The following is a 16144-nucleotide window of genomic DNA, read 5'->3' as shown; positions in this document are numbered from 1 at the left end:
CCTTCGGCGTGCTCGGACCGGGGGGCACAATCACGTGTGTCGTTCGATCCGCGCGCCAAATCGCCCTCCGACCCCGGGAGTTGTCACGTGCTCGCGATAGGAATCATCCTCGTCGTCTTGGTGTGCGGCTCGACGTTGGTGCTGTGCACCAATCTGTACGCCCTGCGGAAGGCGAAGCGGCTGGAGTCCGCGGGCACCCGCGTCGAGGGCGAATGCGTCAGCCACTACTGGCCGAGCGGCGGCTACGTGGGCGCGGTCTGCACGTACTCCACAGGAACCGGGCAGGAGCTCACGGTCCGCTCGTCGAGGTACTCCGTCCCCCCGGTGGAGGTGGGTGACGTGGTGGAGGTCGTCCACGAGCCGGGGAGGCCGGACCGCGCGATGCTGCTGTTCGAGGCGACCCGGCGGGTGGGGTACGACACGGCCCTGACGGCCGTCATGGGCGCGATGTGGGCGGCGGCGGTGACGGGGCTGCTCTTCACGCTGTGACGGCGCCGCCGCATCGCGCGGTGGCTACGGCACGCCCAGTTCGAAGATGACGTAGTGGGCGTACCAGCCGGAGGCGATCGAGGCCGTGGTGAAGAAGACGACCAGGCTCGGCAGCTTCAGGCGGCTCAGGGCCGCGGCCGGGGCCAGGAGGAGGGGGAAGGCGGGGAGCAGGTAGCGCATCGTGTTGCCGAACATCTGCTGGGTGCCCAGGACCGTGACGATCGTCGCCAGGGTGTACGCGACCAGCACCAGCGGGGGCTTCTTGCGCAGCATCAGCGCGATCAGGAAGGGCAGCGCCAGGACCAGCTGGAGGGAGAGCAGGTCCGGGGTGGAGAAGGCGAAGGGGTAGTCGCCGCGGCCCACCGCGAGGTTGCGCAGCACGTCCCAGGTGTACGCGCCGTAGTCGAAGAAGTGGGCCCAGCCCTCGCGCTGGAGGGTGAAGTAGGCCGTGGCCTCACCGGTGCTGTAACCGACCCAGGCGATGTAGGAGAGCAGGCCGAGCGGCGCGACGAGCATCGCGTACACCGGGCCGCGTACGCCGTGTTCGCGCCGGGACGCGGGGCGGGCCAGCGTCACCAGCGCGGCGAGGCCCACGGCGCCTATGAGGACGGCGGAGGTGGGCCGGTTCAGGCCCGCGGTGAAGGCCAGCAGGCCCGCCGCCACCCAGCGTCCCTTCATCACGGCGTAGCAGGCCCAGGCGGCGATGGCGACGAACAGGGACTCGGAGTACACCGCCCACTCGACGCCCGCGCCGGGCGCCACCGCCCACAGCCCGGCCGCGACGGTGCCCGCCCGCGCTCCCGCGATCAGCGAGATCACGGCGTAGATCCCGGCCGCGGCGACGAACGACGTGAGGACGGAGACCAGGATCCCGGAGCCGTACAGGCCGAGGCCGGTGGACTCCGAGACCATGCGGATGAGCGCCGGGTAGAGCGGGAAGAACGCGACCGAGTTCTGCTGGACCGTGAACAGGCCGTCGCCGCCGAGCCGCACCAGGGCGGGGCTGTACCCGTGCTCGGCGACCTGGAGGTACCACCAGCCGTCCCAGGTGCCCAGCACGTCCCACCAGTGGGCGCCGCCGCCGAAGCGCGGGTTCTTGCCCCGGAAGTCCCCGGCGTACGTCAGGAGGGAGGCGAAGACCCCGAGACCGACGAGCTTGGTGACGCCGTACAGCGCCAAGGGGGCGAGGAAGGGCCGCGCGCCGGCCGGGAGGGCGGGGGGCCAGCTCCGCCAGGAGCGTGCCGCGGCCTCGCCGGGCGGTCGTTCGCCGGTGTCGGCCGGCCGGTCGGTCACCGTGTCGTCGGCAGCCGTGTCCATGGCTGTCATCCCCCTCGGGCCACCCTCAACCGTCAATTGCTGCCATAAGATCGCACAAGAGTCGCACATCTGTACTCAAGGTCATGCGGAGGGAGGCGCGGTGCCCGAGGGACGGGACGCGGAGCGGCACGAACCGGTCGTGCTGTCGGTCGTCATTCCGATGTTCAACGAGGAGGACGTCCTGCCCGCGCTGGTCACCAGGCTGCGTCCGGTCCTCACCGAGCTGGGCGTGCCGCACGAGGTCGTCGCCGTCGACGACGGCAGCGTCGACCGCACGGCGGAGCTGCTCGACGCCTTCCGGCTGGGCTGGCCGGAGCTGCGCGTGGTCGCCCTGCGGCGCAACTCCGGCCACCAGGCGGCCCTCACGGCGGGGCTCGACCGGGCCCGCGGCGCCTACGTGGTCAGTCTGGACGCCGACCTCCAGGACCCGCCGGAGAAGATCCCCGACATGCTGGCGCTGGCCCGCGCGGAGGGCCTCGACATCGTGTACGGGGTCCGCGTGGACCGCAGCAGCGACTCCGGGTTCAAGCGGTGGACGGCGGGCTTCTACTACCGGCTCATGCGGCGCCTGGCGGGTCCCTCGGTCCTCGCCCAGGCCGGGGACTTCCGGCTGCTGAGCCGGGCCGCCGTGGAGGCGCTCAAGGCGCTCCCGGACCAGCAGCGGGTGTACCGCCTGCTGGTGCCCTGGCTGGGCTTCCCGAGCGGGCAGGTGACGTACGAGCGAGCGCCGCGTACGGCGGGCCGTACGAAATACCCGCTGGGGCGGATGATCCGCCTGGCGGTCGACAGCGTCACCGGCTTCTCCGCGGCCCCGCTGCGCATCGCCACCTGGCTGGGCGGCGGCGCGTTCGTGGTCTGCCTGGGGCTGCTGGTCTACACGCTGACCGCGTTCGCCCTGGGCCGCACGGTTCCCGGCTGGACCTCGCTGTTCACCGGCATCGTCTTCATCGGCGCCGTGCAGCTGGTCTGCGTCGGCCTGCTCGGTGAATACGTCGGGCGCATATACACGGCCGTGCAGAACCGGCCGACCTACTTCGTCCGCCACGACACGGCGGCACCCGCACCCCCGGCCCCACCCCCGCCCGCACCCGACGGCACGGACGACGACGAGCGGCGCGTCCCGCTGCCGCGGGCCTGAGACGGCTCCTGCCGATCAGGGCAAAGCGGTCCGAACCGGGCGGGTATGCCGGTGTCGCCCATTTGTTTTGACCGCAGCGAATGCGCTAGGTACGCTCAGACCTTGTGCCTGGGGTGTGCCCTGGCCCTCGTGCGTGTCTACAGCCGCATCGGGGCCGTGTGTGGCCACCGCATTTCGCGTCTCCTTCCGCCTCGCGGGCGGAGTTCGCGGCTTCGACACACCCGACCGCGTGGGTCGGTGGCGTTCCAGGTTAGCTTCACCATTCGGCACACAGAAACCGGAGAAGTAGTGCCTACGATCCAGCAGCTGGTCCGCAAGGGCCGGCAGGACAAGGTCGAGAAGAACAAGACGCCCGCACTCGAGGGTTCCCCTCAGCGCCGTGGCGTCTGCACGCGTGTGTTCACGACCACCCCGAAGAAGCCGAACTCGGCCCTGCGTAAGGTCGCGCGTGTGCGTCTGACCAGCGGGATCGAGGTCACCGCTTACATTCCGGGTGAGGGGCACAACCTGCAGGAGCACTCCATCGTGCTCGTGCGCGGCGGCCGTGTGAAGGACCTGCCGGGTGTTCGTTACAAGATCATCCGCGGCTCCCTCGACACCCAGGGTGTCAAGAACCGCAAGCAGGCCCGCAGCCGCTACGGCGCCAAGAAGGAGAAGTAAGAATGCCTCGTAAGGGCCCCGCCCCGAAGCGCCCGGTCATCATCGACCCGGTCTACGGTTCTCCTCTGGTGACCTCCCTGATCAACAAGGTGCTGCTGAACGGCAAGCGCTCCACCGCCGAGCGCATCGTCTACGGCGCCATGGAGGGTCTGCGCGAGAAGACCGGCAACGACCCGGTCATCACGCTCAAGCGCGCTCTCGAGAACATCAAGCCGACCCTCGAGGTCAAGTCCCGCCGTGTCGGTGGTGCGACGTACCAGGTGCCGATCGAGGTCAAGCCCGGTCGTGCCAACACCCTCGCGCTGCGCTGGCTCGTCGGTTACTCCCGCGCCCGTCGCGAGAAGACCATGACCGAGCGTCTGCTCAACGAGCTCCTCGACGCCTCCAACGGCCTGGGTGCCGCTGTGAAGAAGCGCGAGGACACGCACAAGATGGCCGAGTCCAACAAGGCCTTCGCGCACTACCGCTGGTAGTCGCTACCCACATCGAGACCGAGAGAAGACTGAAGCCTTATGGCTACCACTTCACTTGACCTGGCCAAGGTCCGCAACATCGGGATCATGGCCCACATCGACGCGGGCAAGACGACCACCACCGAGCGGATCCTGTTCTACACCGGTGTGTCGTACAAGATCGGTGAGGTCCACGACGGCGCCGCCACGATGGACTGGATGGAGCAGGAGCAGGAGCGTGGCATCACGATCACGTCTGCTGCGACCACCTGTCACTGGCCGCTCGAGGACAACGACTACACGATCAACATCATCGACACCCCGGGGCACGTCGACTTCACCGTCGAGGTGGAGCGTTCCCTGCGTGTGCTCGACGGTGCCGTGACCGTGTTCGACGGTGTCGCCGGTGTCGAGCCGCAGTCCGAGACGGTGTGGCGTCAGGCCGACCGTTACGGCGTGCCGCGTATCTGCTTCGTCAACAAGCTGGACCGCACCGGCGCCGAGTTCCACCGCTGCGTGGAGATGATCTCGGACCGCCTGGGTGCCCAGCCGCTCGTCATGCAGCTCCCGATCGGCGCCGAGGCCGACTTCAAAGGCGTCGTGGACCTGGTCCGCATGAAGGCGCTCGTGTGGTCCGCCGAGGCCGCCAAGGGCGAGATGTACGACACCGTCGACATCCCGGCCACGCACACCGAGGCCGCCGAGGAGTGGCGCGGCAAGCTGGTCGAGGCCGTCGCGGAGAACGACGAAGAGATCATGGAGCTGTACCTGGAGGGCGAGGAGCCCACCGAGGAGCAGCTGTACGCCGCGATCCGTCGCATCACCATCGCCTCCGGCAAGTCCAGCGACACCACGGTCACCCCGGTGTTCTGCGGCACCGCGTTCAAGAACAAGGGCGTCCAGCCCCTGCTCGACGCGGTCGTGCGCTACCTGCCGACCCCGCTCGACGTCGAGGCCATCGAGGGCCACGACGTCAAGGACCCCGAGGTCGTCGTCAAGCGCAAGCCGTCGGAGGACGAGCCGCTCGCCGCGCTCGCTTTCAAGATCATGAGCGACCCGCACCTCGGCAAGCTCACCTTCGTCCGGGTGTACTCCGGCCGCCTGGAGTCCGGCACCGCGGTGCTGAACTCCGTCAAGGGCCGCAAGGAGCGCATCGGCAAGATCTACCGCATGCACGCCAACAAGCGTGAGGAGATCGAGTCGGTGGGCGCCGGCGACATCGTCGCCGTCATGGGCCTGAAGCAGACCACCACCGGTGAGACGCTGTCCGACGACAAGAGCCCGGTCATCCTGGAGTCCATGGACTTCCCGGCGCCGGTCATCCAGGTCGCCATCGAGCCCAAGTCGAAGGGCGACCAGGAGAAGCTCGGCGTCGCGATCCAGCGCCTGGCCGAGGAGGACCCCTCCTTCCAGGTCAGCACGAACGAGGAGACGGGCCAGACCATCATCGGTGGTATGGGCGAGCTGCACCTCGAGGTGCTGGTCGACCGCATGCGCCGTGAGTTCAAGGTCGAGGCCAACGTCGGCAAGCCTCAGGTCGCCTACCGTGAGACGATCCGCAAGACCGTCGAGCGCGTGGACTACACCCACAAGAAGCAGACCGGTGGTACCGGTCAGTTCGCCAAGGTGCAGATCGCGATCGAGCCGATCGAGGGCGGCGACGCCTCGTACGAGTTCGTGAACAAGGTGACCGGTGGCCGCATCCCGAAGGAGTACATCCCTTCGGTGGACGCCGGTGCGCAGGAGGCCATGCAGTTCGGCATCCTGGCCGGCTACGAGATGACGGGCGTCCGCGTCACGCTCATCGACGGTGGCTACCACGAGGTCGACTCCTCCGAGCTCGCCTTCAAGATCGCCGGTTCGCAGGCCTTCAAGGAGGCCGCGCGCAAGGCTTCGCCCGTGCTCCTCGAGCCGATGATGGCCGTCGAGGTCACCACGCCCGAGGACTACATGGGCGACGTCATCGGCGACATCAACTCCCGCCGTGGCCAGATCCAGGCCATGGAGGAGCGGATGGGTGCCCGCGTCGTGAAGGGCCTCGTGCCGCTGTCGGAGATGTTCGGCTACGTCGGAGACCTCCGCAGCAAGACGTCGGGTCGCGCAAGCTACTCGATGCAGTTCGACTCCTACGCCGAGGTTCCCCGGAACGTCGCCGAGGAGATCATCGCGAAGGCCAAGGGCGAGTGACGGACTCCGTTTAACGGACCCCGCGAACACGCTTTAGGCTTGACCCCGGAGCCTGCATGGGGCATTCCGCCGTGAACCGGCGGAATGCCCCCGGCACCCGGGCTTTCCAGCAAAGATCACCTGGCGCCGATGAGTAAGGCGTACAGAACCACTCCACAGGAGGACCCCAGTGGCGAAGGCGAAGTTCGAGCGGACTAAGCCGCACGTCAACATCGGCACCATCGGTCACATCGACCACGGTAAGACGACCCTCACGGCCGCCATTACCAAGGTGCTGCACGACGCGTACCCGGACCTGAACGAGGCCTCGGCCTTCGACCAGATCGACAAGGCTCCCGAGGAGCGCCAGCGCGGTATCACCATCTCCATCGCGCACGTCGAGTACCAGACGGAGACCCGTCACTACGCCCACGTCGACTGCCCCGGTCACGCGGACTACATCAAGAACATGATCACGGGTGCGGCGCAGATGGACGGCGCCATCCTCGTGGTCGCCGCCACCGACGGCCCGATGCCGCAGACCAAGGAGCACGTGCTCCTGGCCCGCCAGGTCGGCGTCCCGTACATCGTCGTCGCGCTGAACAAGGCCGACATGGTGGACGACGAGGAGATCCTGGAGCTCGTCGAGCTCGAGGTGCGTGAGCTCCTCTCCGAGTACGAGTTCCCGGGCGACGAGCTGCCGGTCGTCAAGGTCTCCGCTCTGAAGGCCCTCGAGGGCGACAAGGAGTGGGGCAACTCGGTCCTCGAGCTCATGAAGGCCGTGGACGAGTCCATCCCGGAGCCCGAGCGCGACGTCGACAAGCCGTTCCTGATGCCGATCGAGGATGTCTTCACCATCACCGGTCGCGGTACGGTCGTCACCGGCCGCATCGAGCGTGGTGTCCTCAAGGTCAACGAGACCGTCGACATCATCGGCATCAAGACCGAGAAGACCACCACCACGGTCACCGGCATCGAGATGTTCCGCAAGCTCCTCGACGAGGGCCAGGCCGGTGAGAACGTCGGTCTGCTCCTCCGTGGCATCAAGCGCGAGGACGTCGAGCGCGGCCAGGTCATCATCAAGCCCGGTTCGGTCACCCCGCACACCGAGTTCGAGGCCCAGGCCTACATCCTGTCGAAGGACGAGGGTGGCCGTCACACCCCCTTCTTCAACAACTACCGTCCGCAGTTCTACTTCCGTACGACGGACGTGACCGGCGTCGTGACCCTCCCCGAGGGCACCGAGATGGTCATGCCGGGTGACAACACCGAGATGAAGGTGGAGCTCATCCAGCCCGTCGCCATGGAAGAGGGCCTGAAGTTCGCCATCCGCGAGGGTGGCCGGACCGTGGGCGCCGGCCAGGTCACCAAGATCAACAAGTAAGCTCCGCTTGCTTGTCGGTCCACCCGACCTGACATGGGCTGATGCCTGAAAGGGCCCGTACGACTTCGGTCGTACGGGCCCTTTCGCCATTCCACCGGCCCTCACTCCCGGACGCCGGCGGCCTCCACCGCCCGGCGGCGCAGGGACAGGCCCGCCGGGACCACCGAGGCGACGACCGCGAGCACCGCGCAGGCGACCGCGGCCGTGCCGACGGCCGCCCACGGCACCACCGGCGCGGCGGGGACCGAGAGCAGGCCCAGCGCCGCCGCCATCCCGGCCAGGTCGAGCCCGGCGACGGCCAGTCCGAGGAGGGCACCGGCCGCGGCGACCGTCAGCGACTCGACGGCGACCAGCCGCAGCACCTGCCCGTCGGTGGCCCCGGCGAGCCGCAGCACCGCCAGCTCGCGGGCCCGGTCGGACGTCGCCATCAGCAGGGTGTTGACCACGGAGATCCCCGTGTAGAGCAGGGCGATGCCGAGGACCAGGAGCAGGCCCGTCCGCGTCGCGCCCCCGGACCCGGCGGAGGCCGCCGCGGCCCACTCGGCCCCGCTCGCCACCCGTCCGCCGGACGCCGCCACCGCCTCGCGCAGCCCGGCGGCCACCGCGTCGGCGTCGGCGCCGTCGCCGAGGGCCACGTCCACCCGGTCGACGGGGGCGCCGGCGGCGTTGGCCGAGGTGACGTAGACGCCGTTGTCGCCGGTGCCGGTGCGCATCACCGCGGCGATGCGCAGCGTCTTCGCCGTGCCGTCCCCGAGCCGGACCCGCACGCTGCGGCCGACCGTGTGCTCCTCCCACTCCTCGTTCACGATGATCGAGTGGTCGTCCAGGCCGGTGACCCGCCCCCGCGCGAGGGGGAGCCGGGTGGTCGCGCCGAGGGCGCCGGGGTCGGCGACGGCTCGCGCGTCGGACCGGATCAGGGCCACGCCGTCCTCCAGGACGTACACCGCGCCCGACGCGCTCGGGGAGATCCGCGCCCCGGGCACCGCGCGCAGGCGCTGCACGGCCGCCGCGTCGAAGCCCGCTCCGGGCGGGGCCGTGACCACGAAGGCGGCGGTGGTCCGCTCCCGCGCCTCGGCGGCCTTCGCCCCGTCCAGGGTCGCGACGGCGCCGAGCAGCGAGCCCGTGAGCGCGACCGTGACCAGCACGGGCGCCGCGAGGGCCGCGGTACGGCGGACCCCGGCCGCCGCGTTCTCCCGGACCAGCAGTCCCGTGGCGCCCGGCAGGCGGGCCGGCAGCCAGGTCAGCAGCCGGGTCAGCGGGCGCACCACGACCGGGGCGAGCAGCGCGGCCGCGGCGATCAGCGGCATCGGGCGCGTCACATAGGTCTTGCGGTGCAGCAGGTCGCCGGGGTCGTCCGCGAGGGCGAGGACGAGGGTCACCACGGCGGTCAGCAGCAGCCCCAGCCCGCACAGCCACCGCCCCCGGGTCATCGCCCCGGCGTCCACCGACGCCTCCCGCAGTGCCTCGACCGGGGCGGTGCGCCCCGCCCGCCAGGACGCCGCGACCACGCCGCACAGGGCGACCAGCAGCCCGGTCCAGAAGGCCAGGTGAAAGGGCCAGCTGTGGTCGCCGAGGGTGAACCAGGCGGGAGCCAGCCCCTCGTCGGCCACCCGGCGCACCAGCGGCGGCGCACCGTACGCGCCGAGCACGCAGCCCGTGCCGGAGGCGAGGACGCCGACCAGCGCGGCCTCGGCGACCACCGTCCGGCGGAGCTGTCCCGGCGTCGCCCCCGCCGTGCGCAGCAGTCCGAACTCCCGGCGCCGCTGGGCGACCGCGAAGGCGAAGGTGGACGCCACGACGAACACCGACACGAAGGCGGTGACCCCGCCGGCCGTGCCGAACAGGGCGTTCAGCGCGGTCAGCGCCTCGGCGTCCCGGCCGGGGTCGGCGTCCGCGTACCGCCGCTCGTCCCCGGTGAGCACCCGGACACCCGCACTGCCCGGCACCGAGTCCCGTACGGCGTCCCGTACCGCCTCCCGTACGGCGGACGCCTCCGCGTCGACCGCCGACTGGACGCTGACCGGGGCGAGTGCGGCGGCCCGCGCGTCGGTGAAGAAGACGGCGTCCTCGAACCCGAGGCCGGACACGGTCCCCACCACCCGCAGCGTGCCCCGGTCCGTGCGCAGCCGCTCGCCCGGCGCGGCCCAGCCGCCGGTGACGACGACCTCGTCGGCGGTGCGGGGCGCGCGGCCCGCGTCGATCCGGTACGGGGCGAACGCGGCCGTGGACCAGGGGTGGCCCACCGGCTCACCGGGGCCCTGCCCGCCCCGGACGCGTACCGGGAAGGACCGGTCCTCGACGACGGTGCCGAGCCGCTCCAGCCGGGCCACGACGGCCTCGGGCAGGGCACGCGGCCGGGCCAGCTCCTGCGTACGGTCCCCGGAGGGCGTCGGCACCCGCAGCGTGTCCTGCCCCCGCACCACCACCGGCGCGGCGGCGAACCGCTCCGGGGCCCGGTCGGGCGCGTCCAGCGAGGCGGCCAGCGCCAGCCCCGTGACGGTCAGCAGCGCGACCCCCAGCGCCAACGCGACGAAGCTCCCGACGAAGGAGACCCAACGGGTGCGCAGGGTGCACAGGGTGAGGGTCAGCACGGGGTGGCCTCCGGCCGGGGTGAGTGGGTGGCGGTGCCGGCGTGCGGTGCGACCGGTCGGCTGCCGGGGGGTGGGACGGGGTGCGGTGGGTGCGGTGGTGGGGGTGCCGGTTCCGGGGCCGGTGTGGTGGTGGTGCGGGTGGGCCGGTGGGGACGCGGGGTGGCACGGGGTGGCCTCCGGTCGGGGCGGGGTGCGGTGGCGTCGGTGGTGCCGGGTCCGGGGCCGGGGTGATGGCGGTACCGGTGAGCGTGGCCCGGTGTGGGGGGCTGCTCAGCACGGGGTGGCCTCCAGGTGGGTCATGCGGGCGGCGATGGCCTCTGCTCCGGAGCCGGTCAGTTCGTCGTGGACGCGGCCGTCGGCGAGGAACAGCACGCGGTCGGCGCGGGCGGCGGCCACCGGGTCGTGGGTGACCATGACGACCGTCTGGCCGTCGACGTCGACCATGCCGCGCAGCAGGGTCAGCACCTCGCGGCCGGTGTGGGAGTCCAGCGCCCCCGTCGGCTCGTCGGCGAACAGCACCTCGGGGCGGGTGACCAACGCGCGGGCCAGGGCGACGCGTTGCTGCTGGCCGCCGGACAGCTCGGTGGGCCGGTGCCGGGCGCGGTCGGCGAGACCCACCCGGCCCAGCACCTCGCGCACCCGGCCGCGGGGCGGGCGGCGGCCGGACAGCCGCAGGGGCAGCGCGACGTTCTGCTCGGCGGTCAGGGACGGCAGCAGGTTGAACGCCTGGAAGACGAAGCCGACGCGCTCCCGGCGCAGCAGCGTCAGCCGCCGCTCGCTCAGCCCGGTCAGCTCGGTGCCGCCGAGGAGGACCGAGCCCGAGGTGGGCCGGTCGAGCCCGGCCGCGCACTGCAGGAAGGTCGACTTGCCCGAGCCGGAAGGGCCCATCACCGCGGTGAACGTGCCCCGGGCGAAGGCGGCGGAGACGGCGTCGAGGGCCGTCACCGCGCCGTCGCCCGCCCCGTACCGCCGGCTGACGGAGCGCAGCCGGACCGCGTCGTCGGTGTCGTCGGTGTGGCTCGGTCCAGTTCTCATGTGCCCCCGTTCGTCGGGCGCCGGAGAAGCGCCGGAGTGGCGCCGGCCGGCGACGTGCCTGATCACTCGCTGACCGGCACCACGAAACCGCCCGCGACCGCCCCGGCGCAGTGCGGCAGGGGTGAGAACCGAGGTAGGGCGGGCCATACCCCCCCCCGCACGCCCACTGGACCCATGGCCGCGCCGCACGCCCGGGTCCTACGGTGATCCGCATGCACCCCGGCCCCGATCCCCGCCCTCCCGGCCCCCGCACCGTGTGGCAGGCCCTGTCCGCCCGCCGCTACCTGCTCTCGGCCTGGCCCTGGCGTGCCGTCGCCTACCTGGTGACGGGGGCGACGGCCGGCGCCGCGGTCCTGGTGGGGACGGTGACCGCCCTCGCCCTCGCGGGCGTGCTCTCCGTGGTCCTGGTGGGCCTGCCGCTGCTGGTGCTCACCGCCCTGCTCGGCATCCCCGTGGCCCGCCTCGAACGGCACCGGCTGCGCCTGATCGACCGTGTCCCGGCCCCCGCCCGGCCCGTACGGCAGCCGCCCGCCACCGGCCCCTGGCCCTGGCTGGTCACCCGGCTGCGGGAGCGGGCGACCTGGCGGGAGCTGGGCCACGCGCTGCTGTTCGCCCTGCTGCTCTGGCCGCTGGACGCCCTGGTCCTGGCGCTCGCCCTGGCGGCGCCCCTCCATCTCGCCGCCACCCCGCTGCTGATGGCCGCGTTCGGCGGCGGCGAGGAGACGAAGGTCCTCAAGCAGTGGACGGTCACCACCTGGCCGGCCGCGTTCGGCGTCGCGGTGCTCGGGCTGCTGCTCCTCGCCCTGGGCGGCTACGCGCTGGGCCTCGCGGCGGGCGCGCGGGCCGAGCTGGCCCGTGTGCTCGTGGGCGCCCCGCGCGAGGGCGACCCGGAGGCCAGGGTCGTCGAACTCACCCGCTCCCGGGTGCGGTTGGTGGACGCCTTCGAGGCCGAGCGCCGCCGGATCGAACGCGACCTGCACGACGGCGCCCAGCAGCGTCTCGTCGCCCTGACCATGGCCCTCGGCCTGGCCCGCCTGGACGCCCCGCCGGGACCGCTGGCCGACCAGCTCGCCAAGGCGCACGGCGAGGCGGGCAAGGCCCTGGAGGAACTGCGCGAACTCATCCACGGCATCCACCCCAAGGTCCTCGCCGACTACGGCCTGCCGGCGGCCGTCGCCGACGCCGCCGACCGCTCCGCCGTCCCCGTCGACGTCGCCCTGGAGCTGCCCGGACGGCTGCCCCAGGCGGTCGAGGCCGCCGCCTACTTCGTGGTCTGCGAGGCCCTCGCCAACATCGGCAGGCACAGCGGCGCCGCCCGCGCGGAGGTGACCGGCGGCCACCGCGACGGACGGCTCGTGCTGCGGGTCCGCGACGACGGCCGGGGCGGGGCCGACGCCGCGGCGGGCAGCGGGCTGACCGGTCTCGCCGACCGGGTGTCGGTCCTGGATGGCAGACTCTCCCTGTCCAGCCCGCCGGGCGGACCGACCCTGCTGAGCGTGGAGATTCCTTGCGATCCGTGCGGCCCCCGCGATCCCTGCGCGTAGTACTGGCCGAGGACAGCGTGCTGCTGCGGGACGGCCTGACCGGCCTGCTCACCCGCTTCGGCCACGAGGTCGTGGCGGCCGTCGGCGACGCGGAGGCCCTCGTCGCGGCCGTGCGGGAGCACGTCCCGGACGTCGTCGTCACCGACGTCCGCATGCCGCCGGGCTTCCAGGACGAGGGCCTGCACGCGGCCGTACGGCTGCGCGAGGAGCGGCCCACGCTGCCCGTCCTGGTCCTCAGCCAGTACGTCCAACGGGCCTACGCGGCCGGGCTGCTGGACTCCGGCGACGGCACCGGCGTCGGCTATCTGCTCAAGGACCGCGTCGGCCAGGTCGAGGAGTTCGTCGACGCGCTGGCCGAGGTCGCGGACGGCGGCACGGTCGTCGACCCGGAGGTGGTACGCCAGTTGCTGCGCCGCCGCCGGGACCCGCTGGAGCGGCTCAGCCCGCGCGAGCGCGAGGTGCTCGCCCTGATCGCGGAGGGCAGGTCCAACGCGGCCATCGCCCGTGAACTCGTCGTCTCCGAGGCGGCCGTGGGCAAGCACATCGGCAGCATCCTCACCAAGCTCGACCTGCCCCCGGCGACCGAGACCCACCGCAGGGTGCTGGCCGTGCTGACGTATCTGCGGGCATGACACGGTCCGCTTGATCGCCGGGAGCCCCGCCCCGGCGTACCCGCCGCCAGCGCCCCCTCCACCGTCACCGAACCCAGGAAGTGAGCCCGTGAGTCCCGCCCCGCCCCCTCCCGACCGTTCCGGCGACGAACCGGCCCCCTCGATCTCCGACGAGCAGTTGGAGGCGTTCCTGCGCGAGGCCGCCGAAGGCGGTGCCGCCTCCGCGCCCAAGGAGCCGTCGGCGCGGGCGCGGATGGTGGCCCGGCGGTTGCGCGAGGAGGAGCCCACGCCGTGGCGTGCCCCTCAGCCCGCCCCGAAGGGCGACGGCCGCCCGCGTCGGCGCCTGATCGGCGCGGTCGTCGGCGTCCTGGTGCTGGCGGGCCTCGCGGTGGTCGCCGTACGGCCCTCCCTGCTCCTGGACCGGCTGCCCGGCGGGGACGACGCCTCCGCGGCGCCGACCATGGCGGCCGAGACGGCGCGGCCGACCGGCGCTCCCGGCGAGCCCGCTAGGTCGGAACGGGCCACCCGCGAGCACCCGTTCCGCGGCTCGCCCGCCGAACGGTGGGCCGAGGGTGCCGACGCCATCGTGGTGCCGCGGGCGAAGGCGCTGTCGGGCATGAGCGAGGACGACGTGGCGTTCGCGCTGCGCCGCACCAAGGAACTCCTGGTCGCCGCCAACCTGGACCCCGCCGTACTGCGCGGCGGACATCCGGACGAGGCGCTGGCCGTCCTCGACCCGAAGCAGCCGGAGCTGCTGCCGAAGCTGCGCCGCTCCCTGAGCAGCCCCGACGAGGACCACGACCCGCTCCGCCTCTTCACCCGCTTCGACCCGGCCGAGACCCGCCCGGCCGGTGACGTCGTCAAGGTCCGCGGCCGCATGACCCTCGCCGCCGGCGAACCGGGCGTGGTCAAGGTCAACGCGGACTACACCTTCGTCTACCCGCGGGTGCGGGCCGACGACGCGGACGGACCGGTCGCCCGCACCATCATCCGCCGCGTGCTCACCCTGACCCTGAACGACCCGGCGAAGTGGAACGTGACCGAGGGGAGGCTCCTGGTGGAGAAGTACTTCTCCGAGTACGGCAACACCGACTGCGACGTCTACGACGGCTTCCTGCACCCCGGTTTCCCCGACGACGACGGTCCCGGCGGCGCGCGGCCCACCGGCCCCCCGGCCGACCCCTACGACCGCAGCCGTCCCCTCACCGGCTCCGGGTCGGGAGGCTGCGGCCAGGTCACCCGCACCTGAGGCGGACGTGACCGGGCCCGGGCGCTCTCCCTCACGCACGCCCGGACCCGTCCCCCGTTGTCCCCTGTGGGGGTCAGTGGGGTGTCACACCCGCTGCCAGAGCGCGGGAACGTTCGGCGGCTCCCAGCCCGCGTAGGCCTGGTGGCCCTGGAGGCAGCGGTAGGTGGCGCCGCCGTACGTCACGGTGTCGCCCGGCTGGTAGACGGTGCCGGCCGCCCAGGTGCCGCCGGGCTCGCCGGGCTCCTCGCCGCCGTCGCCGCCGCCGGTCGTCTTGAGCGTGAGCCCGTAGTTCTGGAGCAGCGCGTTGATCGGCTGGAAGAAGGTCTCGCCGCCGGACCGGCAGTCGCCGGAGCCGCCCGAGGTGACGCCCTGGGCCTGGCTGCCGGAGATGTAGGAGCCGCCGGAGTCACCGGGCTCGGCGCACACCGTGGTCCTGGTGACCGGGGAGATGGTGCCCTCCTGGTAGGTGACGCTGGTGTTCAGCTGCGTGACGGTGCCGCAGTGCCAGCCGGTCGTCGAGCCGGAACGGCACACGGAGGCGCCCACCGGAGCCGCCGTGGAGCCGGTGACCTGGACGTTCTGCCCACCCGCGCCGAGGACGTACGGGGTCGCCGTCCAGCTGGAGTTGGTGGCCACCCACGCCATGTCGCGGCCCGGGAAGACCGAACCCTGGAAGGTGCCCTGGGCCACCCGGTTGGCCCCCGTCGTGCCGGCGCCGGCCCGGCCGCAGTGCCCCGCGGTGGCGAAGCCCTGCTGGGTGCCCTTGGTGACGGGGAAGCCGATCGAGCAGCGGCTGCTGTTGTCGATGTAGTACGCCTCGCCGCCGCGCAGGTCGTAGAAGGTGCGGGGCCGCTCGGTGCGGGACTCGACCCGGGCGAGGGACCGGTCGACACCGGCCGCCGCCAGCAGCGAACGGGCCGCGGCCGGACGTATCGCCTCGACGACGACGGTGTTGGCGCGGGTGTCGACGTACCAGACGGGCGCGTCGCCGGTGTTCAGACCGGCCGCCGCCGCGTCCAGGCGGGCCTTGGCCGCGTCCAGGGCGGCGAGCGAGTGGCGTACGACCTTCGCCTCGGCGCCGCGCGCCTCGATCGCGGCGACGTCGCCCGCGTCGGTCGTCGCCACGGTCAGCGTGCCGGACTCGGCACCGTCCACCCACGCGCCTGCGAAGTCGCCGCCGAGCGCGGCCCGCAGCCGGCCCGCCGTGGCACCCGCCTCGGCCTCGTTGGCGAGGCGGTGCTGCGCCTGCCGGCGGTCGAGGCCGAGGTCCCGCTGCATGGCCTGGAGGAGAGCCGGGGGCGCGGCGTCGGTGCGCAGGGTCTCGGCGGCGGTGGGGGCGGAGTCGGCGGGTGCCGTCCCGGCGCTCGCGGAGCCGCTGAGCCCGGCCACGAGCAGGGCCGCGGTCGCGGTGACGGCGGCACCCACGGCTCTGTGGTGTCGGTGTCGGTGGGGCATGGGGGGTCTCCTCGGTCTCGGTGGGGAGGTGCCGAAACCGTAGGGAGGGCCGA

At 72.6% G+C, this 16144-nt stretch carries 13 protein-coding genes; 9 read left to right on the top strand and 4 right to left on the bottom strand.

Going from position 1 to position 16144, the window contains the following annotated elements; translation table 11 throughout:
- Positions 1-87: 87 nt before the first annotated feature.
- Entirely contained in the window at positions 88-489 is a 402-nt protein-coding gene (locus ACZ56V_RS03585) for a hypothetical protein (protein ID WP_468938873.1), read from the top strand.
- A 24-nt stretch (positions 490-513) separates the two neighbouring features.
- On the opposite strand, the gene ACZ56V_RS03580 is transcribed toward ACZ56V_RS03585, so the two are convergent.
- Positions 514-1815 (bottom strand): hypothetical protein, encoded by a 1302-nt coding sequence (locus ACZ56V_RS03580; protein WP_468938870.1) that lies wholly within the window; start codon positions 1813-1815, stop codon positions 514-516.
- A gap of 91 nt (positions 1816-1906) precedes the next feature.
- Here ACZ56V_RS03580 and ACZ56V_RS03575 point away from each other — a divergent pair, with 91 nt between their 5' ends.
- The 5 genes from ACZ56V_RS03575 to tuf all read left to right on the top strand — a co-directional run bounded on the left by ACZ56V_RS03575 (position 1907) and on the right by tuf (position 7606).
- A complete protein-coding gene (locus tag ACZ56V_RS03575) occupies positions 1907-2944 on the top strand; it encodes a glycosyltransferase family 2 protein (protein WP_398912268.1) in 1038 nt (345 codons plus the stop codon).
- Between the two features lie 288 nt (positions 2945-3232).
- The gene (gene rpsL, locus ACZ56V_RS03570) at positions 3233-3604 is read left to right on the top strand and encodes a 30S ribosomal protein S12 (protein ID WP_003948652.1); all 372 of its coding nucleotides are present in this window, start codon (positions 3233-3235) and stop codon (positions 3602-3604) included.
- A 2-nt stretch (positions 3605-3606) separates the two neighbouring features.
- Complete coding sequence (gene rpsG / locus ACZ56V_RS03565; protein ID WP_003974303.1) at positions 3607-4077, top strand: 30S ribosomal protein S7; 471 nt, start codon at positions 3607-3609, stop codon at positions 4075-4077.
- Positions 4078-4116: 39 nt separating this feature from the next.
- Positions 4117-6243, top strand: coding sequence for an elongation factor G (gene fusA / locus ACZ56V_RS03560; RefSeq protein ID WP_104634572.1), 2127 nt, complete (start codon positions 4117-4119; stop codon positions 6241-6243).
- A gap of 169 nt (positions 6244-6412) precedes the next feature.
- Positions 6413-7606 carry an elongation factor Tu gene (gene tuf, locus ACZ56V_RS03555; RefSeq protein WP_053135585.1) on the top strand — a complete coding sequence of 398 codons (1194 nt, stop codon included), beginning with the start codon at positions 6413-6415 and terminating at the stop codon, positions 7604-7606.
- A 101-nt stretch (positions 7607-7707) separates the two neighbouring features.
- On the opposite strand, the gene ACZ56V_RS03550 is transcribed toward tuf, so the two are convergent.
- Together ACZ56V_RS03550 and ACZ56V_RS03545 are read right to left on the bottom strand one after the other, a co-directional pair.
- Complete coding sequence (locus ACZ56V_RS03550; protein WP_468938867.1) at positions 7708-10197, bottom strand: ABC transporter permease; 2490 nt, start codon at positions 10195-10197, stop codon at positions 7708-7710.
- 270 nt (positions 10198-10467) lie between these two features.
- Positions 10468-11232, bottom strand: a complete 765-nt coding sequence (locus ACZ56V_RS03545; RefSeq protein ID WP_467382387.1) for an ABC transporter ATP-binding protein — start codon at positions 11230-11232, stop codon at positions 10468-10470.
- 212 nt (positions 11233-11444) lie between these two features.
- Between ACZ56V_RS03545 and ACZ56V_RS03540 the strand changes: the two genes are divergently transcribed.
- From ACZ56V_RS03540 to ACZ56V_RS03530, 3 genes are all read left to right on the top strand, one after another.
- Positions 11445-12776, top strand: coding sequence for a sensor histidine kinase (locus ACZ56V_RS03540; protein ID WP_468938864.1), 1332 nt, complete (start codon positions 11445-11447; stop codon positions 12774-12776).
- Complete coding sequence (locus tag ACZ56V_RS03535; protein ID WP_356364017.1) at positions 12749-13408, top strand: response regulator transcription factor; 660 nt, start codon at positions 12749-12751, stop codon at positions 13406-13408. The genes ACZ56V_RS03540 and ACZ56V_RS03535 overlap by 28 nt, the downstream gene beginning before the upstream one ends.
- 88 nt (positions 13409-13496) lie before the next feature.
- On the top strand, positions 13497-14636 hold the full coding sequence (locus ACZ56V_RS03530) for a hypothetical protein (RefSeq protein WP_468938861.1): 1140 nt from the start codon (positions 13497-13499) through the stop codon (positions 14634-14636).
- 84 nt (positions 14637-14720) lie between these two features.
- Here the strand turns inward: ACZ56V_RS03530 and ACZ56V_RS03525 are convergent, their stop codons facing one another.
- Positions 14721-16091 (bottom strand): carbohydrate-binding protein, encoded by a 1371-nt coding sequence (locus ACZ56V_RS03525; RefSeq protein WP_468938859.1) that lies wholly within the window; start codon positions 16089-16091, stop codon positions 14721-14723.
- Between the last annotated feature and the right edge of the window lie 53 nt (positions 16092-16144).

The organism is Streptomyces sp. NPDC034099, assembly GCF_055575415.1.
This window is presented reverse-complemented; position numbering and strand designations above follow the sequence as displayed.